Raw genomic sequence first — 25,837 nt, 5'->3', positions numbered from 1 at the left:
CATAGGAGGAAATTAAAACCGTGAAAATGCACCGAAGAAAGGCAGCCTGCACATTCTCAGTGCGAATTTTTTATTCACAAGAAGATAAAAGCACGCATGACGACTTCCACGGAAATCCCGCCCCGCCTCAAGCTCGAGCAATACCTGGGCATGCAGATTCGCCGCCAGCGCCAGGCGCAGGAGCTGAAGATCGCCGATGTGGCGCGCATCGCCGGCATCAGCCAGGGCATGCTGAGCAAGATCGAGAACGCCCAGGTGTCCACCAGCCTCGACACCCTGAGCCGTCTCTGCGATGTACTGGGCATGCCCATGTCCAAGCTGTTCAGCCAGTACGACCAGCAAGGTGGCAGCGCCCTGCTGGTAAAAGAGGGTGAAGGATTGGAGGTGGTGCGTCGCGGCACCGACAAGGGCCACACCTACCGCCTGCTCAACCACACCCGTGGGCCGAAGAAGAGCTTCGAGGCCTATATGGTGAGCATGGACGACGCCAGCGAGGAGTTCCCCACCTTCGCCCACCCCGGCACCGAGTTCCTCCACCTGCTCGAAGGCGAGCTGATCTATCGCCACGGCAACCAGCTATACCCGATGCAGGCAGGCGACAGCCTGACCTTCGACGGCGAAGTACCGCATGGCCCGGAAAAACTGGTGAAGGTGCCGATCAAGCTGCTGTCGATCATGAACTACGGCGCGGATTGATCGCCAAGCGCCAGCGCTTACGCTCGCTCTATATCCCGCAGTTGCAGGCTAAGGCCGTCGCAACTGGCCGACCACTGCTGCAGCCAGTCGGACAACGCCGGTGACTGCTCGTCCAGGCCCAGCTCACGGGCGAATTCGGCGGGCGCCACATTGCCCTTCGGGCCACGGAACAGCCCGCGCATGACCACCACGGCGATGACCCGCTGATCCTTGACGAAACAGTGCTCGACGAAGCTCCACTTGTCGTCCCAGCCGAGCATGCGCGTGTGAATCTCGAAGCGCTCGAACAGCTTTAGCTCACGGCGGAACTTGCCACACACATCACCGACGATGGGCAACGCGCGGTGGCGCAGGGCGACGCGAAAGGCGCCGGTGCGCAGCACGTAATCCATGCGCCCGACATCGGCCAGGGTGAAATAACGACCATTGGTGACGTGCCGGTTGAAGTCCAGATCCAGCGGCCAGACCCGCATGCGCACCACGGTGGTGGCTAGTCCTGGCACCGACTTGCGCCAGGGTCTGCGCAGCAACATCAGCAGAAGACGAAACCATAGGTTCATACGACGAACACCTGTTTGAATGACGAGGGCCGCACTCTAAGCAGCGAGCTTGCGCTAAGGTAGGTGCAGAAATGACCAATACCATGCCGATTACGCAATGGAGTCCCCATGCACATCACCCTGCTGCTGGCCGAACACAGCTCACTGGCCAGCGCCGCCATGGCCCTGGAAGTGCTGGACGCAGCCAATCGCTTCGCCCTTCCAGCCGCGCCGCCCTTCCGCCTCAGTGTGGCGTCGCTGGACGGGCAACCGGTGACCAGCGCCCTGGGCCGCAGCATGCCGGTGGACATGCCGCTGGACGCGGTGGAAAAAACCGACCTGGTACTGATCCCCGGCTTTCTGTTCAGCCTGCGCGAGGCGCTGCCAGGGTTCGAGCGTCATGCCGGCTGGCTGCGCCATCAGCATGCACAGGGGGCGGTCGTGGCCTCGATGTGCACCGCCACCTTCATGCTGGCCGAGGCAGGCCTGCTCGACGATATCGAGGCGACCACCCACTGGGCCTTCGCCGACCTGTTGCGGCGCCGCTACCCCAGGGTTCGTGTGGACGAGCGGCGCATCCTCTGCGAAGACGGCCGGCTGATTACCAGCGCCGGTGCAAGTGCGGCGATGGATCTGCTGCTGCACCTGATTCGTCGCTTCGCCTCGCGCGAACTGGCGCAGCAATGCAGCCGCTACCTGCTGATCGACAACGTGCGCAGCGAGCAGTCCGTCTACATCAGTTGGTCGATGCCCCGTGGCCATGGCGACGAAGCGATCCTGCGCGTGCAGGACTGGATGGAAGCGCACTTCACCGAGCCCTGCGGCATCGACGAGTTGGCCACGCGCTTCGGCTTCGGCGAGCGCAACTTCAAGCGCCGCTTCAAGGATGCAACCGGCCAGGCACCGCTGGCCTACCTGCAGGCCTTGCGCCTGGAGAAGGCCAAGGAATTGCTGGAAACCACCCGCCTGAGCATCGAGACGATCACCAGCCGGGTGGGCTACGAGGACAGCAACTCCTTCCGCCGCTTGTTCTGCCAGCGGGTCGGTATCTCGCCGGCCGCCTTCCGCAAGCGCTTCCCGCGCGTCACACCGGGGACGTGAGCGAGCGCCCTGCCCGTTCCGCGTGCAGAGCCTGGAGAAACTCGGCCGCCAGGTGATGCGCCCAGGGGCGCGCGGTGAAGCCTGCCAGGTAGGCGCAATGGCTGCCACGCGCGGTGACCGCCAATATCGTGCGCGGCATGCTTGCCATGGCCTGTTGGTGATCCTGCACGTTGTCCAGCACGCATACCGGGTCGTCCTCGGCGTTGAGCACCAGCAGTGGAATGCTCACCTTCTTCATCACCGATATCGGGTTGCAGTTTTCAAGAAAAGCCTGGTGGCTGGAGTAACCCGCGCATTCGTACAGATGCTGGTGGAATTCATCGAGGCTTTGCGCACCTTCCAGCGCCGCGAAGCTCGGTAGATGAGCCAGGGTTTCACGGTTTGGGGTGACGAACTGGCGCACCAGCTTGCGCGCCATCAACCGGGTGAAGGGCGCGCGCGAGCGGGCGAAGGCGACACTGATGTCGTAGCCCGGGCAATAGGCGAACGCGCCGCGCAGCGGCGTATCCTCACCCTGCTCGCCGAGGTAGCGGATCAGCAGGCCGGTGCCGGCCGAAATACCTGCGGCGTACAGGGGCGACTGTGGATAGCGCTCGGTGATCAGGCGCAGTTGCTCGCGAAGATCCTCGGTGTCGCCCATGGTGTTGAAGCGTGCGCTGGTCAGCGCCAGTTCGCCATGGCCGCGCCGCTGGCACAAGACTACGCGCCACCCGGTAAGCCGCTGCAGGTCACGCATGAAGGCGCGCATGCTGCGTGGCGAGCCGGTGATGGTGTGCAGCACCACCAGCGTCGGCACCTCGCCGGGCTGATCGGCGCCCAGCCAGTGCAGCGCCGTGGTGCCGCCATCGGCCATGCGCAGGGTGTCCACGCGGTCGTAGCGCAGGCGTCTGCAGAAAGCCTTCGTCAGCCCCAGGCCGAGCAACTGCAGGTGGCTATTGAACAGCCAGGGGGTCACCCAGAAGCGCCGACTCAGGCGCGACACCTGAGCGAGCAGTTGCCGGTTCTCCGGATTGTCCTGATAGCTCAATTGCGGCCTGAGCGCTGCAGTGCGCAGGTAGTGGCAAGCGAGCCCGATGGCGAGCACGGCAACGATGATGATCCAGAGCGACATAGGCGTCCTTGAACAGGTGAAAAGCCGGCTGCGTAGGGTAGCCGGCTGGCAAGGGTCAGGTGCGCAAGTGCGCCCTGAGTATCTTGCCGATGGGCGACTTGGGCAGCTGCTCGCGGAACTCGATGCGCTTGGGCACCTTGTAGGCGGTCAGCCGCTGGCGGCAGTGATGAATGATGGTCTCGCTATCCAGACCGGGGCGATGCAACGCAACGAAGGCACATACCGCTTCGCCCGTGATTTCGTCCGGCATGCCGATCACGGCCACCTCCATAACATCCGGATGCTCGGCGATCACCGCCTCGACCTCGTTGGGGTACACGTTGAAACCGGAGACCAGCACCATGTCCTTCTTGCGGTCGACGATGCGGATGTAGCCGTCTTCGTCCATCACCGCGATGTCGCCGGTGCGGAACCAGCCGTCGACGAAGGCCTCGCGGGTTTCATCAGGGCGGTTCAGATAGTGCTCGATGATGTTCGGCCCGCGCACCAGCAGTTCGCCTGGCGTGCCGCTGGCCAGGGCCTGTCCATCGGCATCGGCGATGCGCACGTCGAGGCCGGGCAGCGGCAGGCCGACGGTGCCATGCCGTTCCTTGGGACCAGGCGGGTTGAAGGCCACGAAGCAGGAACTCTCGGTCAGGCCGTAGCCTTCGAGAATCTGGCCAACCAGCGCGCGCCAGCGTTCGCCGGTCACCGGGCGCAACGCGGTGCCTCCGGAAACCGCGAGCTTCAGCGCAGGTGGGTTGGCCTGGAACCAGGGCTCGGCCAGCAGGCCGGCATACAGGGTGTCCACTCCGGTCATCCAGCGCACCGGGAATTTCTCGAATGCCGGTCGGGTGTTGGCCAGCGGGCGCGGGTTGGGCACCAGCAGGTTGTGTCCACCGCGGCCGAAGAACAGCAGGAAGTTAAAGTTGAAGGCGAAGATGTGATAGAGCGGCGGGATGGTGAGGATGATGTCGCCCGGCTCGATCTGCGCGCCGAAGGCACTGAGGTAATCCTCGGCCATGCGCAGCACGGCCTTGAGATTGGCATGGGTCAGCACCGCGCCCTTGCTCCGCCCCGTGGTGCCGCCGGTGTACTGGTACAGGGCGACCGGGTGATCGCGCCGCGACAGTGGCAGCTCTGCGCCGATGCTCAGCGCCTCGCTGAAACGCTGGAAGGCGATCTGTGGCGTCAGGTCGTCGCCGGTCTGTTCCTCCAGGCTCTGCTGGATCGCCTGTCCCACCGGCGCGGGAAAGAAATCGCCGAGGCTGGTCAACAGCAGCGACACACCGCGCTGCTCGATCACTTGCTGCGCGCGTTTGACGAACAGGTCGCAGGCCACCAGCAGTTTGGCACCGCTATCGAGCAGTTGTCCGTCGAGCTCACGCTCGGTGTAAAGCGGGTTGACGTTGGTGACGATCAACCCGGCCTTCCACGCCCCCAGCACCGCAATGGGGTAATGCAGGCTGTTGGGCAATTGCAGGGCCACCACCGCGCCTGCCGGCAAACCCTGTTCATGCATCAGGTAGGCGGCGAAAGCGTTGGACAGCCGTTCGATTTCGGCGAAGGAAAGCTCGGCCTGCAAGCCGTTGGGCAGCACCTGGGTAAAGGCCGGTGCATCGCCGAAGCGCCGGGCATTTGCCCCGGCGCAATCGGCCAGGTTGCCGGCCAATGATTCGGCGTCGATGCGGTAACCATGCAGGTGCGTTGGATAGTGTTTTTCCCAGCGGCGGGATTGGGCGGTCATCGTCATTCTCCTGGTTCTTGTTATTGAGGCTGGAGCGTCGCGTGCCCGCTCAGAGCAGCACTTCTATATTCCCAATGGGGAAGGCCACGCAGGAATAGATCCAGCCGAAATCACGGTCGGATTTGCGCAGGTGTGCCTCCTGCGGGTTGAAAACCTCGCCGGACGTCAACTTGACCCGGCACAGGCTGCATTCGCCGGAACGGCAGGCGTTCTCGACGAAGTAGCCGTTGCGTTCCAGGGCATTGAGCAGCGGCTCGCCGACCGTGCTGCGGAAGCTGCCGCGCCCCTGCACGGTGATGGTCACCTCATCTTCCATGCTCACGCCTGCCGGCCAACCGGCCTGCTGGTGCGGCGTCTTCGGCGCGCCGTTGGCCTCGACGCGGATGCGCCGGCGGGCAACGCCCAGCTCGCCGAGCAGCGCCACGCAGCTGTCGTTGAACGGCGTCGGGCCGCAGATGTAGAACATCTTGTCGCCGATCTCGCCCAGCAGCTCCTGCAGCATCGCGCGGCTCAGGCGACCACTGCGCCCGGTGTAGCCCGCAGGCGGCCGCGAGATGACTTCGCTCAGGGTGAAGTTCTCGTGCTGCGCAGCCAGCTCGCGCAGCTCATTGGCATAGATCACGTCGTCGACATGGCTGTTCACGTAGATCATGTGAAAGCGCTGCGGCAGCTCGCGTTCGAGGATATTGAGCAGGATGCTGCGCGCCGGTGCCGAACCCGAGCCACCAGCGAGGAACACCAGGTCGTCGCCATGGAACAGCGGGTTGTGATGGAAGGTGCCCATCGGCCCCGAGCTGCTCAGGTGCTGGCCGACGCTCACGCGGTCGAGCAGGTAGTTGGAGACGAAACCGCCCTGGGCGCGTTTGACCGTCAGGTCGTAGTGCATGCGTTGCAGAGGTGAAGACGACATGGCGTAGGGCCGCGCTGTTCTCACCCCGTCGATTTCGACGAACAGGTTGATGTACTGGCCGGCCTGGAACGGCGGCAGCGCCTGGCCGTCGACCGCCACCAGGCGCAGGGTCTTGGTGCTCGGCGTGTCTTCGATGATCTCGGCGACCTGCAGCGCCAGGCGCTTGGGGTGCAGTTGCACCACGCTGCTGGCCACCTCGCCGCGCACTTCCTGGAAGTCGCTGCCGCTTTGCTCCAGCGCCAGCTTGGCGGCGAACGCCTCGCTGTAGCCGGCAATCAGGTTCAATGCATTGTGCTCAGACATTGGCCACCTCCTTCACCTTGATTTGCTTGAGCACGGCGCGGGCGGTGGATTCGCCGGCCATGTAGGTCGGCTGGAAGCCGCCCATGGACGTCCAGGAACCGGCCATGTACAGGCCCGGCACGGCATCCAGGCGCTCGCGCAGCAGCGCCGAATCCTGCGCGCTCTGCTGGAAGCCGTAGATGGCGCCGCCGGGCGTGTTGAGGTAGCGCATCATGGTCAGCGGCGTGGCCACCTCCACTTCTTCGATGTACTGGCGCACCTTGGGGTAGACCTGCTCGATCAGCGCGATGAGCTTCTCGGCGAAGGCGTACTTGGTTTGCGCGTAATCCTCGGGTTTCACCGATTTCCACACATCGCCGTATTGCAGGCAGACCAGAACCACCTGGCTCTTGCCGGCCGGTGCGGCGCTCGGGTCTTCCAGGTTGTAGCAGGTGAGCATGCCGCCGAGCGGCGCTTCCAGGCTGCCCATGCTCGCGTGGATCGCCTCCTCGTCGAGGGTCTCATAGATGAAGCTCGACGCCGTGGTCACGCCCAGTTCCTGCGGCGTGCAGTCCAGGCCCAGGTAGATGACGAAGGCCGAGGTGCCCATGCGCCGCGACTTGAAGTCCTGCTGGATCTTCAAGGGCGGGCGGTCGAGGTCGAGCAGCTCGTTGAAGGTGATCAGCGGGCTGGCGTTGGACACCACAGCGTCGCAGGCGACCCGCTCGCCGCCTTCCAGGCTGACGCCACTGACGCGCCCGCCTTCGGTGTGGATGGTCTCCACGCCGCAGTTGAAGCGCACCTCGCCACCGGCTTCGAGGAACGATTCCACCAGCGCGGTCGACATGGCCTGCGAGCCGCCCTTGATGTGCCAGGGTTTGAACACCGCATAGGCGTAGAGCATGGTGGCCAGGTCGGCGAACGGCAGCATGTTCGGCGACACGCCGAGGTAGAGCCAGTAGGTGGCGAGGATGTTCTTCAACTTGGCGTCACTGAAGAACTCGTCGAGCACCTCGCGTGCCGGGCGGAAGCCGTACTGCACGTAGTACGGGCACATCGACCTGAGCATCGCCTCGCTATTGGCGCGGGCGGCCTGCGGCAAGGTCATGAAGCTTTCCAGGGTGACCTTCTCGCAAACCAGCATGAAGCGCTCGATGGCCTCGCTTTCAGTCGGATACATCGCCTGCAGCAGGCGGCGGATGCCCGACCAACTGGCCGGCAGCGTGACGTCCAGTTCACCGGGCACGACCAGGCGATACAGCGCGTGCTCCTGAATGAACTCGACCTTGTCCATCACCCCCAGCTTGTCGAAGAACTTGCGCATCACGAAGGGCTTGTCCTCGGTGCCCAGGCCGCTGAGCTGATGCAGCGCCACCTCGAACTCGAAGTTGCCGCGCACGAACGAGGTCGCGCAGCCACCCGGAATATTGTGCCGCTCCACCAGCAGGGTGCGACTGCCGCCCCGTTGCAGTGCAGTGGCTGCGGTCAGCCCGGCGTTGCCGGCACCGATCACCACGGCGTCGTAATGCTTCATCGTTCACCTCAAACTTATCAACGATAAGATTTGGTTAAAAAAAGGTCTCAGAAAGTGTCCTGCAGCTCGATCAGGTCGGCGAATTCCGCTGGCGTGCCGCTCTTGCGCGCACCGACCGAGCGCAGGATGTCCTGGCCGCTGAGGATGGAACTCTGTAGCAGCACGGTGTGTTGCAGGGATTCGTAAACGCCGTGGTCACGGCTATAGAGCATGGCGCGCTTGATGCCATTGATGGCGATCGGCGGGCGCTCGGCAATTTCATGCGCGGCGGCAAAGGCGCCGGCCAGCAATTCCTCGGGCGTGACGAAGACCTTGGCCAGCAGCCCCAGACGATGGGCTTCGTCGACCTGCAGGGTGTCTCCAGTCAGCGCCAGGTAGCGAGCGACACCGGCTGGAATCAGGCGCGGCAGACGCTGCAGGATGCCTAGATCAGCCATCATGCCGACGTTGGTTTCCTCGATGCGGAAGCTCGCCGCCTGCGAGGCAAAAACCAGATCACAGGCGGCGATCAGATCGAAGCCACCACCGATGCAGGCACCCTGCACTGCCGCGATCACCGGAAAGCGCGCCCGCTCCAGCGCGTTCAGCGCGTCCTGCATGCGCTCCAGGTTGACCTGCAGCACCTCGCGCTCCTGCGGCGAGGTCGCGTGGAATTCCTTGGCAGTGGAGAACATCTGCATGTCCAGGCCGCCACAGAACACCTTGCCCTGCGCCGAAATCACCAGTGCTCGTACTTGGCCCGAATGACTCAGGCGGCTGACGGCCTCCGGCAACTCGCTCCAGAAGGCCCGCGTGAGGCTGTTGGCCTTGTCCGGGCGATTGAGTTGCAGGTGGGCAACGCCGTTCTCGATGCTGAGGGCAAAACATTCGTAGTGGTGAGTCATGGGCAGGCCTCATGCAGGGAATGTTAGCGATGCTAAGATCGAATCTTATCACCGTCAAGATACTACTCAATGATAAGATCCGAGAGCCTCACACTCACTGCAGCCAAGGCCCATCGCACATGAGCAACACACCACGAGCCCGCGACACCTACCATGTCGGCAACCTTGCCCCCCAACTGCTCAGCGCCGCGCGGGAAATGCTCGAGGAAGTGGGGCCGACCAAGCTGTCACTGCGCGCGGTGTCTGAACGTGTTGGCGTCAGCTCCACGGCTGCCTATCACCACTACGCCAGCCGCGCAGAACTGATCGGCCACCTGGCAGCTCAGGGTTTCCGCGAGCTGGGCACGGCACTGCGCCTCGAGGATCAGGAAGGCGCTGGTTTGCAGAAACTACGCGATGCTTGCCTCGCCTACTTCAGCTTCGCCCGCAATAACCCGGCACTCTATCAACTGATGTTCGGCCCGGAGTCGGCCAGCGACGACATGCCGCTGCAGTACCGCGAGGCCCGCGACGAGGCCTTTGATGAGCTGAAACGCATCATGGCCGACATCCTCGGCCAGGACGCTGCGAGCGCCGAAGGCCGCCGCGCTGCGCTGGCGGCCTGGTCTTACACCCATGGCCTGGCGTCGCTCGTCATCCACGGCGTGCTGCACTTTCCCGCCTCGACCACCGATGCCCGTTTCGTCGACACCACCCTGCAAGGCTTCGAGCACCTGTTCAAGGCATGCGGCACGGGTGCTGCCGAGCGCTGATTGGTGTAACGCTCATTCTGGTTTGTTCAATGCGCTCAGCAGCCGCTGCACCTCTTCCTTCATGGCCTGCGCCAGTGCCTCACGCCGAGCGTCGCTCATGCGCGGCCGCGCCAGTGCGCAACTGAGAGCACCGAGCGGCTGACCATCGCCATCGAGAATCGGCACCGCCAGGCCGGTGTAGCCCGGCAAGCGTTTGTCGACTAGGCCGCTGGCGTAGCCTAGGCGTTTGACGCTAGGCAGGCTGGCGGTGATGCGCTGCACCTCCAGGCCGTAGTCCAGGCGTAGGGTCGCGGCGTTGTGGGCGAGGATTCCATTGCGTTCGCTACGTCCGAGCCAGGCCAGCAGCACCTGCGAGGCCTGGCCGACACCCATGGGGATGCGCCCACCCACCGCGCCGCTGTAGCTCTGCACCGGCAGTGTGCCGGCCAGCATGTCCAGGCACAGCACCTGGTGTCCGTCCGCCACCAGCAGAAAGAAGCTGTCACCGAAACGCTGCGCCAGACGCAGCAGCACCGGCCGCGCCCGTTCGCGCAGAGCGCTGGCGTTGCCGGCCTGGGCGCCAAGAGCGAACAGTTCGTAGCCGAGCACATAGCGCCCGCGCTGCAGCGCGCCGCGCACGAAACCCTGACGGCGCAGGTACTGCAGCAGGCGGTAGGCGGTGGCCTGCGAACAACCGGCCGCCAGGCGCAACTCGTCCAGGCTGGCACCTCGCTGACTGGCAGTGGCGATGACGCGCAACAGCAGGAACGCCCGCTCCAGGCTCTGGGTGCCACTCATGAAATTTCTCACATGCTGATAAAGGAAGGTCGGCCAGCGCGATGCAAATTGCACGCCCTGTCGGCCAGGGCATGCTCGCTGCACCTTCCTTCGGTGCGCATGACGCACCCTACCCCGGAGAGAATGCATGTACCCGCAGATCGAACAGGTGGCCAGCGACAAGCTGCCCGAGAGCACCGAGGTGGCGATCATTGGCGGCGGCATCATCGGTGTCAGCACGGCTTATTGGCTGGCCCGTCGAGGCATCGCCGTGACTCTGCTGGAAAAGGGCCTGGTGGGTGCAGAGCAATCTTCGCGCAACTGGGGCTGGTGCCGCAGCATGGGCCGCGACCTGGCCGAAATCCCCCTAGCCATGGCCAGCCTGCATCTGTGGGACGCCTGGCAGACGCACCTTGGCGAAGACCTGGGGTTTCGCCGTAGCGGCGTGCTTTATGCCTGCGAAAACCCACGCCAGTTGCAACAGCAGGCCGATTGGCTGCAGGCGGCCAACGCCCATGGCGTACACGCGCGGCTGCTGGAAGGCAAAGAGTTGCTGCGGGTGATGCCCGAAGGCGCCGCTGCAAGCTGGAGCGGCGCACTGCATACACCCAGCGATGGCCGCGCCGAGCCGCACCGCGCCAATGCCGTGATCGCCCGCGCTGCACAACGCCTGGGCGCGCGCATCGTCACGGGCTGTGCGGTGCGCGGCCTGGATATCGCGGCGGGCAAGGTCACCGGTCTGTACAGCGAACGTGGCCGTCTGCGCTGTAGCAGCGTGGTGCTGGCGGGCGGCGCCTGGTCGACGCTGTTCTGCGCCAATCTCGGCCTGCGCCTGCCGCAACTGAAGGTAGTGGCCTCGGTGCTGCGCACCGCACCGATGGCCGGTGGCCCGGAGCTGGCCGTGGGTGCCAGCCGCTATGCCTTCCGCAAACGCGCAGACGGCGGCTACACCATCGCCCAGCGCAGCGGCAACCTGGCACCGATCACGCCGGACAGTTTCCGTTACCTGAGTGATTTCCTGCCGGCGCTGAGCCAGCAGTTTCGCGAAGTGCGCCTGCGTCTGGACGGTCGTTTTCTCGACGAATTACGCCAGCCACGCCACTGGGAGATGGATGCTGAAAGCCCCTTCGAACGCTGCCGGGTGCTCGACCCGCAGCCCTCCCCAGCCATCCTCGCCGAGGCGCGCCAGGCCCTGGCGGCAGCCTTCCCCTTCTTCCGCCAACTCCGCGTCGAGCAGAGCTGGGCCGGGGTGATGGATGTCACCCCGGATGCCATTCCAGTGATCAGCCCGGTCGAGACGCTACCCGGGTTGTTCCTTTCCACCGGTTACTCCGGCCACGGCTTCGGCATCGCGCCTGGCGCCGGCCACCTGCTGGCGGACCTGATAGATGGCAGCACGCCGCTGGTCAATCCCGCCCCGTTCGCCTACTCACGTTTGTAATCAGGCGCATGCAGCACCTGCATACGGCTGCGCGCACCGCCTAACTACAGCGTTCTCCCCCGGTGCGCACGGCGCACCCTACGGGCTCGTGCCTCCACGTCATTTGCATGCAGGCCGCTCTGGATTCCGTCGCGAATAGGAGCATCACTGCCATCTGTCTTTTATTTCCCCTCAGGATAAAAAAATTCCTTACAAGCATGGACATGCCTACTTCATTCACTTATAAAAATCACCAACACGAAAAATAGATTCGTCACAGTAATTTTTCTTCACAGACGAACACCACTTTTATCCATGAAGATTTTCCTGCCGCCGACCCCAGCAGAGGATTCGCCATGCAGCACGCCAAGCACCCGTTCGTGATCAAGATCAGTTGCCCGGCCACATCCGGCATCGTCGCCGCCGTAACGTCCTTCCTTGCCGACCATGGTTGCTACATCAGCGAAATGGCGCAGTTCGATGACGAGGTCAGCGGCTCTTTCTTCATGCGCGCGGTTTTCCGTTTCAACGCTGGTTTCGCCGGTGAAATCCAGCAGATCCAGGACGGTTTCGTCGATGTCGCCGAACGCTTCGAGATGACCTGGGAACTGCACGACACCACCGAGCCGATGCGCGTGCTGCTGATGGTCAGCAAGTATGACCATTGCCTGGCCGACCTGCTCTATCGCCACCAGAAGGGCGAGCTGCAGATGAAGATCACCGCCATCGTCTCCAACCACCTCGACCTGCGGCCGATGGCCGAGCGCGAGGGCATCCGCTTCATCTACCTGCCGGTGACCAAGGACAGCAAGGCCCAGCAGGAAGCCGAACTGTTGAAGATCGTCGACGAGACCAAGACCGACCTGGTGGTGCTGGCGCGCTACATGCAGATCCTCTCCGACGACCTGTGCAAGCAACTGTCCGGCCGCGCCATCAACATCCACCACTCGTTCCTGCCCGGCTTCAAGGGCGCCAAGCCCTATCACCAGGCCTATGAGCGCGGCGTGAAGCTGATCGGCGCCACCGCCCACTACGTCACCTCGGATCTCGACGAAGGCCCGATCATCGAGCAGGAAGTGCAGCGCGTGGATCACAACTACACCCCCGACGCGCTGGTTGCAGTGGGTCGCGATACCGAAACGGTGGCCCTGTCCAAGGCGGTCAAGTACCACCTCGAACACCGCGTGTTCCTCAACCACGACAAGACGGTGATCTTCCGATGAGCGCCACGTTGATCGACGGCAAGGCCGCCGCTGCGCGCGTACTCGCCGAGGTTGCCGCCGACGTGGCCGTGCTCAAGACCAAAGGCATCGAGCCGGCGCTGGCTGTGGTGCTGGTCGGCGATGACCCGGCCAGCCAGGTCTACGTGCGCAACAAGGTGCTGCGCGCGGGCGAAGTGGGCATCCGCTCGCTGGAATATCGCCTGAGTGCCGACGCCAGCGCCGAAGCCGTGCTGGAAGTGGTGGCCGCGCTCAATGCCGACGCATCGGTCAACGGCATCCTGGTGCAACTGCCGCTGCCGGCGCATATCGATGAAACCCGCGTGCTGCAGGCCATCGACCCGGCCAAGGACGTCGACGGTTTTCACAGCGAGAACGTCGGCGGCCTCAGCCAGGGCCGCCCGGTGCTCACGCCCTGCACCCCGGCCGGCTGCATGCGCCTGCTGCGCGACACCCTCGGCGACCTGTCCGGCAAACACTCCGTGGTGGTCGGCCGCTCGAACATCGTCGGCAAGCCGATGGCGGCGCTGCTGCTGGCCGCCAACTGCAGCGTCACCGTGCTGCATTCGCGCAGCGTCAAGCCGGAGAAGCTCTGCGGCCAGGCCGACATCGTGGTCGCCGCCGTTGGTCGCCCACAGATGATCGGCGCCAACTGGATCAAACCCGGCGCGGTGGTGATCGACGTCGGTATCAACCGCATCGACGAGGACGGCCGCTCGCGCCTGGTCGGCGATGTCGACTTCGACGCCGTGCTGCCGGTGGCCTCGGCCATCACCCCGGTGCCCGGTGGCGTCGGCCCGATGACCATCGCCCTGCTGATGCAAAACACTGTCACCGCCGCCCGCCAGCAACATGGCCTGACGGCCCAGGAGTAACCGCAATGCCCCTTGCCCTGCTCAAGTACGGCCTGTCCTCGGAATACCCCGTGGAGGTCGACCTGCCTGCGCCGAAGGAACTCAAACCGGCGTATGACGTGGTCATCATCGGTGGTGGCGGCCATGGCCTGGCCACCGCCTATTACCTGGCCAAGTACCACGGCGTGACCAACGTCGCGGTGCTGGAGAAATCCTACCTCGGCGGTGGCAACACCGCGCGCAACACGGCGGTGATCCGCTCCAACTACCTCACCAGCGAAGGCGTGCGCTTCTATGCCGAGTCGGTGCGGATGTTCAAGGATCTGTCCAACGAGTTCGACTTCAACATCATGTATTCCGAGCGTGGCCAGCTCACCCTGGCGCACACCGACGCCACGGTGCGCGCCTTCCGCCAGCGCGCCGAGGTCAACAAGCATTTTGGTGGCCGCACCGAAATGATCGACCGCCAGCAGATCCGCGAGCTGGTGCCGAGCCTCAACCTCGACCCTGGCCATATCCCGGTGCTCGCCGGCCTCTGGCACATCGACGGCGCCACCGCGCGCCACGACGCCGTGGCCTGGGGCTACGCCAAGCAGGCGGCCAAGCGCGGCGTGGAAATCCATCAGCTCACCGAGGTACAGGATTTCGTCGTCGAGAACGGCAAGGTCACGGCAGTGAAGACCAACCGTGGCACCGTGCGCTGCGGTTGCGTGGTGCAGGCGGTGGCCGGCGCCAGCTCGCTGCTGATGAACAAGCTGAACATCAAGGCGCCGATCCACACCTACCCGCTGCAGGCCATGGTCACCCAGCCGTTCAAGCCATTCCTCGACCCGCTGGTGAGCTCCTCGGCGCTGCACTGCTACGTGCAGCAGACCAGCCGTGGCGAGATCGTCTTCGGCGGCGGCTCCGATCCCTACCCGCTGTACAACACGCGCTCGACCCTGGACCTGAAGGAAAGCCTGCTGTCAGCAGCCATCGAGATGTTCCCCTTCATGGCCGGCGCCAAGTTGATGCGCCAGTGGGCCGGCAGCACCGACATGACCCCGGACTACAGCCCGATCATGGGTCACTCGCCGCTGGACAACTACTACCTCGACGCCGGCTGGGGCACCTGGGGCTTCAAGGCCACGCCGATCTGCGGCTGGACGATGGCCGAGCTGGTCGCCACCGGCAAGACCCCGGCACTGATCAAACCCTTCGCCCTCGAGCGCTTCTCGACCTTCCGCCAGGTCAACGAGATGGGCGCCACGGCGGCGAGCCACTGATGCATTCCTATGTAGGAGCGAGCTCTGCTCGCGAAACTTTCATCTCGGTTGGATTCGCGAGCAGAGCTCGCTCCTACGATCCCATTACCTCGGCCTTGCTCGTCAAGGAGTTGAACCCATGAAGATCATGCCCTGCCCGCTCAACGGGCCTCGCAACATCAACGAATTCACCTACGGCGGCGAACTCAAGCGCATGCCCGACCCGAACACCTGCTCGGACGCCGAATGGGCCGACTACGTGTTCAACAGCGAGAACATCGCCGGCGTCGTCACCGAGTGGTGGATGCACAACGCCTCCAGCTACTGGTTCCTGGCCGAACGCCACACCGTCAGCGACGAGATCCTGCGCACCTTCGACCCGAAGGAACTGTTCGACCGCCGCGTCGACTTCGCCGCGCCCGCCAAACCCCAGGAGGTGAGCGCATGAGCGCCGCTACCCGCCTGCCGGCCCCGCTGGGCCTGCTGATCGACCGCAACCGCCCCGTCAGCTTCGACTTCGAGGGCACCACCTACCAGGGCCTGGCCGGCGACAGCATCGCCAGCGCCCTGTTGGCCAACCAGCGCTGGCTGCTGTCGCGCTCGTTCAAGTACCACCGCCCGCGCGGCCCGCTGTCGATGGCCGGGCAGGACGCCAACACCCTGGTGCAACTGCCGGACGAACCCAACGTGCTGGCCGATATGCAGCCGCTGTCTGGCGGCCTGCAAGTCAGCGCGCAGAACTACAACGGCAGCCTGGACAAGGATCGCGACGCCCTGCTCGGGCACTTCTCCAAGTTCATGCCGGTGGGCTTCTATTACCGCTCGTTCTACAAGCCCAAGGGCATGTGGAAGGTCTGGGAACCGCTGATCCGCAAGAAAGCCGGCCTCGGCGTGCTCAACCTCAAGCTGCAACCGCAGTACCACGACAAGGCCTTCCTTTTCACCGACCTGGCGGTGATCGGCGCCGGCCCAGCCGGCCTGTGCGCGGCGCTGACCGCTGCCAACGCCGGGGCCAAGGTGCTGCTGATCGAACAGCAGAGTTATCTGGGCGGCGCGCTGGCCTGGGCGCGCTTCGATGTCGAAGGCAAACGTGCCGCCGAGCTGCGCGCCGAGCTGTTGGCCGCCGTCGAAGGCCACGCCAATATCCGCATCCTCAAGGAAGCCACCTGCAACGCCTGGTTCACCGATCACTACCTGCCGGTGATCCAGGGCAATCGGATGTACAAGGTACGCGCCCGCCAGTGCATCAATGCCGCTGGCGCCTTCGACCAGCCGGTGGTGTTCCGCAACAACGACCTGCCCGGCGTGCTGCTGACTAGCGCCGCGCAGCGCCTGATCAAGCTCTATGCGATCAAGCCGGGTCAACGCGCCGTGGTGCTGACCGGCAACGACGACGGCTACCTGGCCGCCCTCGATCTGCTCGATGCCGGTGTCGAGGTCGCCGCCCTGGTGGACATGCGCGAACGTGCCGATGACGCCAATCTGGTCACCGCCCTGCAAACCCGTGGCGTTGCCTGCCATGCCGGCAGCACGGTCTACGAAGCGCTGGGCGACAAGCACCTGAACGCCGTCGACGTGCGCCGCATCAGCGGCCAGGGCAAGGTGGCCGACAGCAGCCTGCGCATCGGCTGCGACCTGCTGTGCATGTCCGCCGGCTACATGCCGGTGTACCAGTTGCTGTGCCAGGCCGGCGGCAAGCTGGCCTACGACGACGCCAGCGCCTGCTTCAGCCTGTCCGGCCTGCCGAGCGGGTTGCAGGTGGTCGGTTCGGTCAATGGCCGCAACGCCCTCGACGCGCTGCTCATCGATGCCGCCAACGGCGCCCTGCGCGCACTCGCCTCCCTCGGCCTGGAAGCCAGTCAGCCACTGCGCGAGCTGCCAGCCGAGCCACGGGTCAACTTCCCCTGGCCGATCTTCCCGCACCCGAAAGGCAAGGATTTCGTCGACTTCGACGAAGACCTGCAGGTGCGTGACATCGTCAACGCCACCCGCATCGGCTACCGCGACGTGCAACTGGTCAAACGCTTCTCCACCGTCGGCATGGGCACCTCGCAGGGCCGCCACTCGGCGCTGCCCACCGCGCGCCTGGTGGCCCAGGCCACCGGCCGCAGCGTCAGCGAAACCGGGGTGACCACCGCGCGCCCGCCGTTCAGCCCGGAAACCCTGGCGCAGGTCGCCGGCCGTGGCTTCGATCCGTATCGGCAAACCGCCATGCACGCGCGCCATCTGGAGCTGGGGGCGAAGATGATGCCCGCCGGCATCTGGCAGCGCCCGGCCTACTACGGCAAGCCGGAAGAACGCGAAGCCTGCATGCAGGCTGAGGCGCGCCAGGTGCGTGAGAAGGTTGGCCTGATCGACGTGTCCACCCTGGGCGGCCTCGACGTGCGCGGCCCGGACGCCGCCGAGCTGCTCAACCGCCTCTACACCTTCGCCTTCGCCAAACAGCCGGTGGGCCGTTCGCGCTATGCGCTGATGACCAACGAGCACGGTGTGGTGATCGACGACGGCGTCTGCGCGCGCTTCGCCGACGAACACTTCTACGTCAGCGCCACCACCAGCGGCGTCGACCGCGTCTACCAGCAGATGCTCAAGTGGAACGCGCAGTGGCGCCTGAACGTCGATATCACCAACGTCACCGCCGCACTGGCTGCGGTCAACCTGGCCGGGCCAGACTCACGCAAGGTGCTGGCCAAACTGTGCAGCGATATTGACCTGTCCGCCGAGGGTTTCCCCTACCTGGCGGTGCGCCTGGGCACGGTTGCCGGCATGCCCGCACGCCTGCTGCGGGTTGGTTTTGTCGGTGAACTGGGCTACGAAATCCACGTCCCGGCGCGCTACGGCGAAGCCCTGTGGGACGCGCTGATGGAAGCCGGCCGGGAGTTCGACATCCGCCCGTTCGGCGTCGAGACGCAGCGCCTGCTGCGCCTGGAAAAGGGCCACGTGATCATCAGCCAGGACACCGACGGCATGACCAGCCCAGCCGAGATCGACATGGGCTGGGCCATCGCCCGCAGCAAGCCGTTCTTCGTCGGCAAACGCTCGGTGGAAATTCTCGAAGTGCAGGCGCCGATCCGCAAGCTGGTCGGCTTCACCCTGGCCAAGGGCAGCAGCCAGCCGCTGGAAGGCCATCTGGTGCTCAAGGGCTCGGACATCAGCGGCAACGTCACCTCCTGCGAGTACTCGCAAACCCTCGGCCAGATCATCGGCCTGGCCTATTGCGCGCCCGACCAGGCCACGCCAGGCCAGCGCCTGCCGATCCGCGTCGAAGGCGGCGAGATGGTGCAGGCCACGGTGGTGCAACTGCCCTTCTATGACCCTGAAAGCCAACGCCAGGAGCTGTGAGATGACCCTCCAAGCCAATCAATTCGCAGCGCGCAACCCGCTCTACCGCCTGCAGACCGATGCCACCCTCGCGCACTTCGGTGAGAGCTGCATCGTCACCGACTACGGCCAGGGCGACGAAAGCGCCCTGCTGGGCCACTGCGCGCTCATCGACCTGACCAGCCTCGCCCGCTACGGCCTGCGCGGCCCGGCCGCCGCTGACTACCTGGGCGCCCTGGGCTACCAGCTACCGCAAGCGCCCAACCAGGCGCTGAGCCAGGCCGATGGCAGCCATGTGCTACGCCTGTCGCAAACCGAGTACCTGCTGCTCGGCAGCCTGCACGATGCCGGCAGCAAAGCGCAGCGCGAGGAAAGCCAGTGGCAGGCCAGCGCCGGCCAGTACCTGCTGCCGCGCCAGGACAGCCACGCCTGGCTGGTGCTCAGCGGCACCTGCCAGGCCGAGGTGATGGCCAAGCTCTGCGGCGTCGACCTCAGCGCGCAGGCCTTCGCCGTCGGCCAGGTGGCGCAGACTTCGGCGGCGCGGGTCAACGTCATCGTCGCCAACCTGCCGCTGGGCGAAGTGCCGTGCCTGCACCTCCTCTGCGACCGCGCCTCGGTGCATTACTTCTGGGGCGCGCTGCTCGACGCCATGCAGGAATTCAGCGGCCAGCCGGTGGGGATCGACGCATTGCCCTGAGCCCCCTGGTGCGCACGGCGCACCCTACGGCCATGGCGCCAAACGTAGAGTGCGCCATGCGCACCACCTCCCCAACGAATCTGGAGGACAACCATGGGCATCCACGAAGACGAGCTGGAACGCGACAGCGACTACCGCGTCCCCGCCCTGCAACGCGGCCTGAGCATCCTGCAGATGTTCAACGCCAGCGAGCGCAGCCTGAGCAGCAACGCCATCGCCGAGCGTCTCGGGCTCAGCGTCTCGGCCATCTACCGCATCCTGGTCACGCTCACCGACATGGGCTACCTGCACAAGCTCGGCAAGAACAGCTACGAGCTGGGCCCGCAGGTGCTCTGCGACGGCTTCGCCTACCTGGCCAGCCGCGACCTGGTGGACATTGCCATGCCGCACCTCAATGCCCTGCGTGATCGCACCTCGCTGTCGTGCCACCTGTCCATCCGCGAACAGACTGACAGCCTCTACATCGGTCGCGCCTTCGCTGCCCAGCGGCTGTCGGTGAACATCCCCATCGGCACGCGAATCCCCTGCCACTGCACGGCCATGGGCCGCATGCTGCTCAGCGGCCTGACGCCCATGGAACTGGACAAGCTCTACCAGCACGTCCGCCTGGACGACTACCCACCGCCCGCACCGAAGACCCTGCCCGAGCTGCAACAACTGCTCGAACGCGACCGCGAGCGCGGCTGGGTGATGCACCGCTCCGACTACTCCACCGCCATCGCCTGCGCCGTACGTGACCACCGTGGCGACGTGGTGGCGGCGATCAACCTGTCCGGGCCGGAAGCGGTGATGGACAGCCCCGTGGCGCGTGAACGCTACAGAGAAAGTCTGCAGCAATGTGCGGATGCTATTTCCCTCGAACTCGGAGGTAAGTAGGTCATTCGGCAGCGAATATGCTGAACTTCCCCGCAGGAACGCCAATAGACAGGCGTCATTTTTTTAACGAAATACGTAACATCATATTGCCATCATCTGCCAGATTGATATTCTGCGGACGCCAGATCACTTCGAGTGGCGAGCATTAACCGCACGCTTGCGGGCACATCCGATAACGCCAGGGTCAACTGTCACGCCCGGTGATGACCAGGAAGTCCACACGCGCCTCCTTCCATGAAACCTGGCCGGACACCGGACCAGCTCGCCTCCAGCACCACCCACTCGTTGTATTGGCACCCGCTTTGCCCACACGGTCGAGCATGCCTGCCGATCATTCCAGCAGGCAGTCATGCACGCTGCAGACCCCAGGTTCTGAGAGAAAACGCCTTACAAGGAGTTGCCATGAATACGCTTGCTAGAGTCCTGCTTGACCTGAGTGTCCGTAAGAAACTCATGGCCGGTTTCGGCCTGATATTGCTCATTACCCTGTGCACCGTATGGATCGGGCACTGGGCACTGGAAACCAGCCTGGCGCGCTTCGACAACCTGCTGGGCGTCAACGCCATCGACAGCAAGCTGACCCAGGCACGCCAGCAGGAAAAGAACTACATCATCCGTGGGGAAAACCAGTACCTGGCCCAGGCTGTCGCACTGGCCGATGAGGTCGACACCCAGGCACAGACCAGCGAAGCACGTCTGCAACTGCCGGAGAACAAGGCCCTGATGCGCCAGATCCAGGAGGATGTCGGACTCTATCGTGCGGAACTGCTCCATCTGCAGCAGACCACCGACAGCAACCAGCAGACCCAGAAAGCCATGGAAGACTCGGCCAGGACAGCCCTGGAACGCTTCGATACGCTGGCCGAACGCCTGCGCCAAACCGCCGTGGCGCAGATTCGCCAGACCAACGACGCGACCAGCATCGAACTGCTGAAGCACGCCAATCTGGCCAATACCCTCTCTACCGAGCTGCTCGAAGCCAGGCGTCGAGAGAAGGACTTCCTGCTACGCGGCAGCGACGATTACGCCAGCAAGCTCGAGGCGCACTTCCAGTCGCTTGAGAGCAATGGCGAAAAACTTCAGCAACTGCCTCTGGATGCCCAGGCGCGCCAGACCTTGGGTGAAGCCATGCGCTCACTAGGCGAATACCGCGAGCAGTTCAAGAACATGCGCGCCAGCATTCAAGCCCGCGACCAGTCCGAGCAGACGATGACCGAACGCGCCCGCGAAGTGGCGACGGCCTCAAGTAAATCATTGAGTTTGCAACGCACACTGCTGGAGAGCGACTCCGCCGATGCCAAGCACCTGTTGATCACCGCCGCCGCGGTAGCGTTCGTTCTCGGGCTGCTCTGCGCCCTGCTGATTACCCAGGTAATCGTCGGCCCGCTGCAGCGCGCTGTCAGCGTCGCACGCCAGGTGGCCAGCGGCGACCTGACGCTCGATATCCGCAGCGAACGACGCGATGAGCTGGGCCAACTGATGCAGGCCATGCAGGCCATGACCGAGAGCCTGCGTGACCTCATCGGGCGCCTCGGCGCCGGCATCACCCAGCTCGCCACCGCCGCCGAGGAACTTTCGGCCGTCACCGAACAGACCAGCGCCGGGGTCACCGAACAACGCATGGAAACCGAGCAGGTCGCCACTGCCATGAACCAGATGGCCGCCACCGTACTCGACGTCGCGCGCAATGCCGAAAGCGCGGCAACCTCGGCCAGCCATGCCGAGGATCAGACCCGCCAGGGCGGTGCCGTGGTGCAGCAAGCTATCACCAGCATCGAGCAGTTGGCCCACACGGTGGAGACCTCCGCCGAGGCCATCGGCCGCCTCAAGGGCGATAGCGCCAACATCGGCACCGTGCTGGACGTGATCAAGAGCATCGCCGAACAGACCAACCTGCTCGCCCTCAACGCCGCTATCGAGGCTGCACGCGCCGGAGATGCCGGCCGTGGCTTCGCCGTGGTGGCCGACGAAGTGCGCGCCCTGGCACGCCGCACGCAGGAATCCACACAGCAGATCGAACAACTGATCGAAACCCTGCAAAGTGGTGCCGAGAATGCCGTGGGCGTGATGACCAAAAGCCGCAGCATGGCGGGCGATACCGTGGAAGCGGCGCGCCAGGCTGGTAGCGCCCTGACCCTGATCGACGAAGCCGTGTCACGCATCCAGCAGATGAACCAGCAGATCGCTACCGCCTCCGAGCAGCAGAGTTCGGTGGCCGAGGAGATCAATCGCAGCATTTCCAACATCCGCGACATCGCCGAACAATCGGCCGCCGCCACCGAGGAAACCTCGGCGGCCAGCGTCGACCTGGCGCGCCTGGGCAGCGACCTACAGGAGCAGGTCAACCGCTTCCGGGTCAGCGCCTGAGCCCATGTGCGGCTTGGCGATACTCTCCAGGTCGCACACCTGATCCAATCGCGGCGCGACTCACCACGCGCCGCCCTTCCCGAACCGTCGGCCTGCCGCTAACCTGTCGCGTCCCCCCATGGACAGCGACTGGCAGGATGCACATGACCCCGCGAACCCTCACCGTCACCACCGCCCATACCAGCGAGTTTCCCCACCCGATCACCTTCACCGAGGGCGCGCCGCTTACGGTTGGCGACGCGTATCAGGGCGACGAAGGCTGGGATAACTGGTTTCTCTGCAGCACGCCGGGTCAGGAAGCAGGCTGGGTTCCCAGCCAGGTTATCGAAAGGCTCGATGGACAGCGCGCCCGTGCTCGCGAGGCCTATACCGCCCGCGAGCTCGATGTACGCGTCGGTGAACGGCTGATCGCCTCGCGCAGCCTCAATGGCTGGTTCTGGTGTACCCGCGAAGGCAGCACCGAATCAGGCTGGGTGCCCCAGGCCAACCTCACCGAACTCGCGCCGCGCTGCGTCATACAGGAAGAAGTCAGCGGCTGCGGCATCGCTGCAGCCGCCAACATTCTCGGCAAGCCCTACGCCGAGATGAAGGCAATTGCCAACGCCATGGGCATCCATGCCGAAGACGAATCGCTGTGGTCCGACACCCAATACGTCAGACGCCTGCTGGCCGCAGGCGGTGCAACAGCCGCCACAGGCGAAACCCCCTTCGAATCCTGGGAGAAACTCCCGGAGCTGGCCCTGCTGGCCATCAAGCACCACCAGGAAAACGGCCGCGACTTCTGGCATTGGGTGGTATTCGAACGCGCGGCCGGCCAGATGCATGTTCTGGACTCCGCCAGTTACCTGCCCAGCAACCTGCGCACCGACTTCGCAGCCATGCAGCCGAAGTGGTTCATCGCCGTGACCAGAACCAGCGCCTGACAGCCCCCGCGGCTGCGTCACGCGCAGCCGCCCCGCGACCTCTGACCGCGTCTAGATAACGCTAATCCATCTTATTTAAATTCCGTTAGCCTGCTAATCTTGGCGCCCCGCTTACTTGTCTGTTCGGATAGCTCCTCGATGTCGCCGCTCCAGCGTTGCCTGCTGCCTTTTCTGGCCCTGTCCCTGATCGCTTGCGAACAGCAGCCTGAATTTACCCAGGCAGAACCCGGCGAGGCCCTCTCGGCTGGTGCCGCGACGGTACGCAAGTTCGATCACAACGCTTTTTCCCAACCGTCGGCCAACCTGGCGCCGAGTCGTCGCCTGGACTTCGCGGTGGGCAACAGCTTCTTCCGCAATCCCTGGGTCACGGCACCGGCCACTACCACTGCGCGCGATGGCCTGGGGCCGCTGTTCAACACCAACGCCTGCCAGAACTGCCACCTCAAGGACGGTCGCGGCCACCCGCCGGGGCCAGACGCGGTCAGCGCCGTCTCGATGTTGGTGCGCCTGTCGATACCGGCCGGCCCGGAGCATGCCGAGGTACTGACCCGCCAGGGCGTGGTCGCCGAACCGACCTACGGCGCGCAACTGCAAGACATGGCCAACCCCGGCGTAGCACCCGAAGGCAAGGTGCGCGTGAGTTACAGCAGCGTGCAGGTGCGTTTCGCCGACGGCACGCTGGTGGAGCTGCGCAAGCCGGAGCTGGACATCAGCCAACTCGGTTACGGCGACATGCACCCGGACACCCGGTTCTCGGCACGTATCGCCCCGCCGATGATCGGCCTCGGCCTGCTCGAAGCCATCGCAGAGGCAGACATTCTGGCCGCGGCCGACCCGGACGACGCCGATGGCGACGGTATTTCCGGTCGCGCCAACCTAGTCTGGGATCGTACCCAGCAGCGCAGCGTGCTCGGCCGCTTCGGCTGGAAGGCCGGCCAGCCCAGCCTCAATCAGCAAAATGCCGAAGCCTTCGCCAACGACATGGGCCTGACCAGCTCGCTGATCCCTCATGACAATTGCACTGCGGCGCAAACCGATTGCCTGGCAGCGCCCCATGGCGGTGAACCGGAAGTCAGCGACAACATCCTCGCCAGCGTGCTGTTCTACAGCCGTAACCTCGGCGTGCCCGCACGGCGCAACGTCAACGCACCGCAAGTGCTCAAGGGCAAGAGCCTGTTCCACCAGGCCGGCTGCCAGCAATGCCATACCCCCAGCTTCACCACGTCGGCCGATGCCGCCGAGCCGGAGTTGGCCAGCCAGTTGATCCGGCCCTACACGGACCTGCTCCTGCATGACATGGGCGAAGGGCTGGCCGATGGTCGCGAGGAGTTTCTCGCCAGCGGCCGTGAATGGCGGACAGCGCCGCTGTGGGGCATTGGCCTGACGCAAGCGGTCAACGGCCATACTCAGTTCCTGCATGACGGCCGCGCCCGTAATCTGCTGGAAGCCATTCTCTGGCACGCTGGCGAAGCCGAAGCGGCCAAGCAGCAGGTGCTGCGTTTCGATAGCGATGAGCGAGCAGCGCTGCTCGCCTTCCTGAACTCTCTTTAAGGAGCCTGCGATGTTGCACAAAACCCTGATCGCCTCTCTACTCGGCCTGGCCCTGGTCGGTTGCGGCCAGCAGGACCCGAAAGCCAAGGTCAGCGCAGCGCTGACCGATGGCGTGCTGCTGCCGGCCTACAACAGCTGGCAGGAGGCCGACCGCCAGTTGGCCGTGAATGCCGCAGCCTTCTGCGCAGGTAACGCTGATTTGAGCACCGCTCGCCAGGCCTTTCTCGGCGCCCAGAGCGCCTGGGCCGGCTTGCAGCCGCTGCTGGTCGGGCCGCTGGCCGAAGGCAACCGCGCCTGGCAGATCCAGTTCTGGCCGGACAAAAAGAACCTGGTCCAGCGCCAGGTCGAAGCCTTGCTCAAGAGCAAGCCGCAGCTGAGCGCGGACGACCTGTCCAATGCCAGCGTGGTGGTGCAAGGCCTGACCGCCTACGAATACATTCTCTTCGACCCCAACCTGGACCTCGCCCAGGCCGAACAGAAAGCGCGCTACTGTCCGCTACTGCAGGCCATCGGCAAGCACCAGCAGGCCCTAGCGGCGGAGATCGTCGGTGAATGGCAGGCCAAAACGGGCATGGCCGGACAGTTGAAGCAGTTTCCCAACGAGCGCTACGCCGACGCCAACGAGGCGGTCGCCGAACTGCTGCGTGTGCAGGTCAGCGCCCTGGATGGCCTGAAGAAGAAGCTTGGGGCACCGATGGGTCGGCAGAGCAAGGGCATCGCCCAGCCTTACCAGGCCGAGGCCTGGCGCAGTGCCGCCAGCCTGGCCAACCAGGCCGCCGCGCTGGCCAGCGCCGAACTGCTGTGGCACGGCAGCAACCGTGACGGCATTCAATCGCTGCTGGGCGAAGATCAGGCCGACCTGGCAAAACGCATCGATGCCGCCTACCAGGACACCCGTCAACGCCTGGCCACACTCGACAGCCCGCTGGTCGAGCTGCTCGCCGACGAGGCCGGCCGTAGCGCCCTGAACGAGCTGTACGACAGCCTCAATCGCCTGCACCGCCTGCAGGAAAGCGAGCTGGCCAAAGCGCTCGGCGTGCAGATCGGCTTCAACGCCCACGACGGAGACTGAG

At 64.8% G+C, this 25,837-nt stretch carries 22 protein-coding genes; 15 read left to right on the top strand and 7 right to left on the bottom strand.

The window, feature by feature from the left end:
- Window positions 1-96 precede the first annotated feature (96 nt).
- Complete coding sequence (locus BM059_RS09835) at window positions 97-696, top strand: helix-turn-helix domain-containing protein (RefSeq protein WP_037003219.1); 600 nt, start codon at window positions 97-99, stop codon at window positions 694-696.
- 17 nt (window positions 697-713) lie between these two features.
- On the opposite strand, the gene BM059_RS09830 is transcribed toward BM059_RS09835, so the two are convergent.
- Window positions 714-1,256: a thioesterase family protein gene (locus tag BM059_RS09830; protein WP_074938300.1), complete on the bottom strand. Its 543-nt coding sequence runs from the start codon at window positions 1,254-1,256 to the stop codon at window positions 714-716.
- Window positions 1,257-1,364: 108 nt separating this feature from the next.
- Here BM059_RS09830 and BM059_RS09825 point away from each other — a divergent pair, with 108 nt between their 5' ends.
- Window positions 1,365-2,336 carry a GlxA family transcriptional regulator gene (locus BM059_RS09825; RefSeq protein WP_074938299.1) on the top strand — a complete coding sequence of 324 codons (972 nt, stop codon included), beginning with the start codon at window positions 1,365-1,367 and terminating at the stop codon, window positions 2,334-2,336.
- Here the strand turns inward: BM059_RS09825 and BM059_RS09820 are convergent.
- Genes BM059_RS09820 through BM059_RS09800 form a run of 5 tightly spaced genes read right to left on the bottom strand, consistent with a single transcriptional unit; the run spans window position 2,320 to window position 8,783 of the window.
- Window positions 2,320-3,447, bottom strand: a complete 1,128-nt coding sequence (locus BM059_RS09820) for a YheT family hydrolase (protein ID WP_074938297.1) — start codon at window positions 3,445-3,447, stop codon at window positions 2,320-2,322. The genes BM059_RS09825 and BM059_RS09820 overlap by 17 nt on opposite strands.
- A 55-nt stretch (window positions 3,448-3,502) precedes the next feature.
- Window positions 3,503-5,173 (bottom strand): AMP-binding protein, encoded by a 1,671-nt coding sequence (locus BM059_RS09815; protein ID WP_074938296.1) that lies wholly within the window; start codon window positions 5,171-5,173, stop codon window positions 3,503-3,505.
- Between the two features lie 49 nt (window positions 5,174-5,222).
- A complete protein-coding gene (locus tag BM059_RS09810; protein ID WP_074938294.1) occupies window positions 5,223-6,386 on the bottom strand; it encodes an FAD-binding oxidoreductase in 1,164 nt (387 codons plus the stop codon).
- The gene (locus tag BM059_RS09805) at window positions 6,379-7,899 is read right to left on the bottom strand and encodes a phytoene desaturase family protein (RefSeq protein ID WP_074938293.1); all 1,521 of its coding nucleotides are present in this window, start codon (window positions 7,897-7,899) and stop codon (window positions 6,379-6,381) included. Before BM059_RS09805 ends, BM059_RS09810 begins: the two co-directional genes overlap by 8 nt.
- 47 nt (window positions 7,900-7,946) lie before the next feature.
- The gene (locus BM059_RS09800) at window positions 7,947-8,783 is read right to left on the bottom strand and encodes an enoyl-CoA hydratase-related protein (RefSeq protein ID WP_074938291.1); all 837 of its coding nucleotides are present in this window, start codon (window positions 8,781-8,783) and stop codon (window positions 7,947-7,949) included.
- A gap of 119 nt (window positions 8,784-8,902) precedes the next feature.
- On the opposite strand from BM059_RS09800, the gene BM059_RS09795 reads away from it, so the two are divergent.
- Entirely contained in the window at window positions 8,903-9,535 is a 633-nt protein-coding gene (locus BM059_RS09795) for a TetR/AcrR family transcriptional regulator (protein WP_074938290.1), read from the top strand.
- A gap of 12 nt (window positions 9,536-9,547) precedes the next feature.
- Here BM059_RS09795 and BM059_RS25195 read toward each other — a convergent pair whose 3' ends face one another.
- On the bottom strand, window positions 9,548-10,312 hold the full coding sequence (locus tag BM059_RS25195; protein WP_074938288.1) for an IclR family transcriptional regulator: 765 nt from the start codon (window positions 10,310-10,312) through the stop codon (window positions 9,548-9,550).
- Between the two features lie 127 nt (window positions 10,313-10,439).
- Between BM059_RS25195 and BM059_RS09785 the strand changes: the two genes are divergently transcribed.
- The 12 genes from BM059_RS09785 (at window position 10,440) to BM059_RS09730 (ending at window position 25,836) form a co-directional block, all read left to right on the top strand.
- On the top strand, window positions 10,440-11,732 hold the full coding sequence (locus BM059_RS09785) for an NAD(P)/FAD-dependent oxidoreductase (RefSeq protein WP_074938287.1): 1,293 nt from the start codon (window positions 10,440-10,442) through the stop codon (window positions 11,730-11,732).
- A gap of 335 nt (window positions 11,733-12,067) precedes the next feature.
- Entirely contained in the window at window positions 12,068-12,934 is an 867-nt protein-coding gene (purU, locus tag BM059_RS09780; protein ID WP_074938285.1) for a formyltetrahydrofolate deformylase, read from the top strand.
- Window positions 12,931-13,806: a bifunctional methylenetetrahydrofolate dehydrogenase/methenyltetrahydrofolate cyclohydrolase FolD gene (gene folD / locus BM059_RS09775; protein ID WP_074938283.1), complete on the top strand. Its 876-nt coding sequence runs from the start codon at window positions 12,931-12,933 to the stop codon at window positions 13,804-13,806. The genes purU and folD overlap by 4 nt, the downstream gene beginning before the upstream one ends.
- Window positions 13,807-13,811: 5 nt before the next feature.
- Window positions 13,812-15,050 (top strand): FAD-dependent oxidoreductase, encoded by a 1,239-nt coding sequence (locus BM059_RS09770; RefSeq protein ID WP_074938282.1) that lies wholly within the window; start codon window positions 13,812-13,814, stop codon window positions 15,048-15,050.
- A 118-nt stretch (window positions 15,051-15,168) separates the two neighbouring features.
- Window positions 15,169-15,477 (top strand): sarcosine oxidase subunit delta, encoded by a 309-nt coding sequence (locus BM059_RS09765; protein ID WP_074938280.1) that lies wholly within the window; start codon window positions 15,169-15,171, stop codon window positions 15,475-15,477.
- Window positions 15,474-18,371 carry a 2Fe-2S iron-sulfur cluster-binding protein gene (locus tag BM059_RS09760; protein ID WP_074938279.1) on the top strand — a complete coding sequence of 966 codons (2,898 nt, stop codon included), beginning with the start codon at window positions 15,474-15,476 and terminating at the stop codon, window positions 18,369-18,371. The genes BM059_RS09765 and BM059_RS09760 overlap by 4 nt, the downstream gene beginning before the upstream one ends.
- 1 nt (window position 18,372) lies before the next feature.
- Entirely contained in the window at window positions 18,373-19,047 is a 675-nt protein-coding gene (locus BM059_RS09755; RefSeq protein WP_083413255.1) for a sarcosine oxidase subunit gamma, read from the top strand.
- Window positions 19,048-19,140: 93 nt separating this feature from the next.
- Window positions 19,141-19,923: an IclR family transcriptional regulator gene (locus BM059_RS09750; RefSeq protein WP_074938277.1), complete on the top strand. Its 783-nt coding sequence runs from the start codon at window positions 19,141-19,143 to the stop codon at window positions 19,921-19,923.
- A 402-nt stretch (window positions 19,924-20,325) separates the two neighbouring features.
- Window positions 20,326-22,290, top strand: coding sequence for a methyl-accepting chemotaxis protein (locus tag BM059_RS09745; protein ID WP_074938276.1), 1,965 nt, complete (start codon window positions 20,326-20,328; stop codon window positions 22,288-22,290).
- Window positions 22,291-22,433: 143 nt separating this feature from the next.
- On the top strand, window positions 22,434-23,213 hold the full coding sequence (locus BM059_RS25060; protein WP_083413254.1) for an SH3 domain-containing protein: 780 nt from the start codon (window positions 22,434-22,436) through the stop codon (window positions 23,211-23,213).
- Between the two features lie 138 nt (window positions 23,214-23,351).
- Window positions 23,352-24,764 (top strand): di-heme oxidoreductase family protein, encoded by a 1,413-nt coding sequence (locus BM059_RS09735; protein ID WP_074938274.1) that lies wholly within the window; start codon window positions 23,352-23,354, stop codon window positions 24,762-24,764.
- 10 nt (window positions 24,765-24,774) lie between these two features.
- The gene (locus BM059_RS09730) at window positions 24,775-25,836 is read left to right on the top strand and encodes an imelysin family protein (RefSeq protein ID WP_074938273.1); all 1,062 of its coding nucleotides are present in this window, start codon (window positions 24,775-24,777) and stop codon (window positions 25,834-25,836) included.
- Window position 25,837: the final 1 nt, after the last annotated feature.

This window comes from Ectopseudomonas composti (assembly GCF_900115475.1).
GTDB lineage: Bacteria > Pseudomonadota > Gammaproteobacteria > Pseudomonadales > Pseudomonadaceae > Aquipseudomonas > Aquipseudomonas composti.
Note: the sequence above shows the minus strand (reverse complement) of the source record. Positions and strands in the feature narration are given on the sequence as shown.

Bases quoted from the DNA above. Each gene is read 5' to 3' on its own strand.
- BM059_RS09835 (WP_037003219.1), top strand. From the start codon at position 97: ATGACGACTTCCACGGAAATCCCGCCCCGCCTCAAGCTCGAGCAATAC.
- BM059_RS09810 (WP_074938294.1), bottom strand. From the start codon at position 6,386: ATGTCTGAGCACAATGCATTGAACCTGATTGCCGGCTACAGCGAGGCG.
- BM059_RS09760 (WP_074938279.1), top strand. From the start codon at position 15,474: ATGAGCGCCGCTACCCGCCTGCCGGCCCCGCTGGGCCTGCTGATCGAC.
- purU (WP_074938285.1), top strand. From the start codon at position 12,068: ATGCAGCACGCCAAGCACCCGTTCGTGATCAAGATCAGTTGCCCGGCC.
- BM059_RS09795 (WP_074938290.1), top strand. From the start codon at position 8,903: ATGAGCAACACACCACGAGCCCGCGACACCTACCATGTCGGCAACCTT.
- BM059_RS09735 (WP_074938274.1), top strand. From the start codon at position 23,352: ATGTCGCCGCTCCAGCGTTGCCTGCTGCCTTTTCTGGCCCTGTCCCTG.
- BM059_RS09805 (WP_074938293.1), bottom strand. From the start codon at position 7,899: ATGAAGCATTACGACGCCGTGGTGATCGGTGCCGGCAACGCCGGGCTG.
- BM059_RS09825 (WP_074938299.1), top strand. From the start codon at position 1,365: ATGCACATCACCCTGCTGCTGGCCGAACACAGCTCACTGGCCAGCGCC.
- BM059_RS09815 (WP_074938296.1), bottom strand. From the start codon at position 5,173: ATGACCGCCCAATCCCGCCGCTGGGAAAAACACTATCCAACGCACCTG.
- folD (WP_074938283.1), top strand. From the start codon at position 12,931: ATGAGCGCCACGTTGATCGACGGCAAGGCCGCCGCTGCGCGCGTACTC.
- BM059_RS09745 (WP_074938276.1), top strand. From the start codon at position 20,326: ATGAATACGCTTGCTAGAGTCCTGCTTGACCTGAGTGTCCGTAAGAAA.
- BM059_RS09755 (WP_083413255.1), top strand. From the start codon at position 18,373: ATGACCCTCCAAGCCAATCAATTCGCAGCGCGCAACCCGCTCTACCGC.
- BM059_RS09800 (WP_074938291.1), bottom strand. From the start codon at position 8,783: ATGACTCACCACTACGAATGTTTTGCCCTCAGCATCGAGAACGGCGTT.
- BM059_RS09770 (WP_074938282.1), top strand. From the start codon at position 13,812: ATGCCCCTTGCCCTGCTCAAGTACGGCCTGTCCTCGGAATACCCCGTG.
- BM059_RS25195 (WP_074938288.1), bottom strand. From the start codon at position 10,312: ATGAGTGGCACCCAGAGCCTGGAGCGGGCGTTCCTGCTGTTGCGCGTC.
- BM059_RS09765 (WP_074938280.1), top strand. From the start codon at position 15,169: ATGAAGATCATGCCCTGCCCGCTCAACGGGCCTCGCAACATCAACGAA.
- BM059_RS09730 (WP_074938273.1), top strand. From the start codon at position 24,775: ATGTTGCACAAAACCCTGATCGCCTCTCTACTCGGCCTGGCCCTGGTC.
- BM059_RS09830 (WP_074938300.1), bottom strand. From the start codon at position 1,256: ATGAACCTATGGTTTCGTCTTCTGCTGATGTTGCTGCGCAGACCCTGG.
- BM059_RS09820 (WP_074938297.1), bottom strand. From the start codon at position 3,447: ATGTCGCTCTGGATCATCATCGTTGCCGTGCTCGCCATCGGGCTCGCT.
- BM059_RS09750 (WP_074938277.1), top strand. From the start codon at position 19,141: ATGGGCATCCACGAAGACGAGCTGGAACGCGACAGCGACTACCGCGTC.
- BM059_RS25060 (WP_083413254.1), top strand. From the start codon at position 22,434: ATGACCCCGCGAACCCTCACCGTCACCACCGCCCATACCAGCGAGTTT.
- BM059_RS09785 (WP_074938287.1), top strand. From the start codon at position 10,440: ATGTACCCGCAGATCGAACAGGTGGCCAGCGACAAGCTGCCCGAGAGC.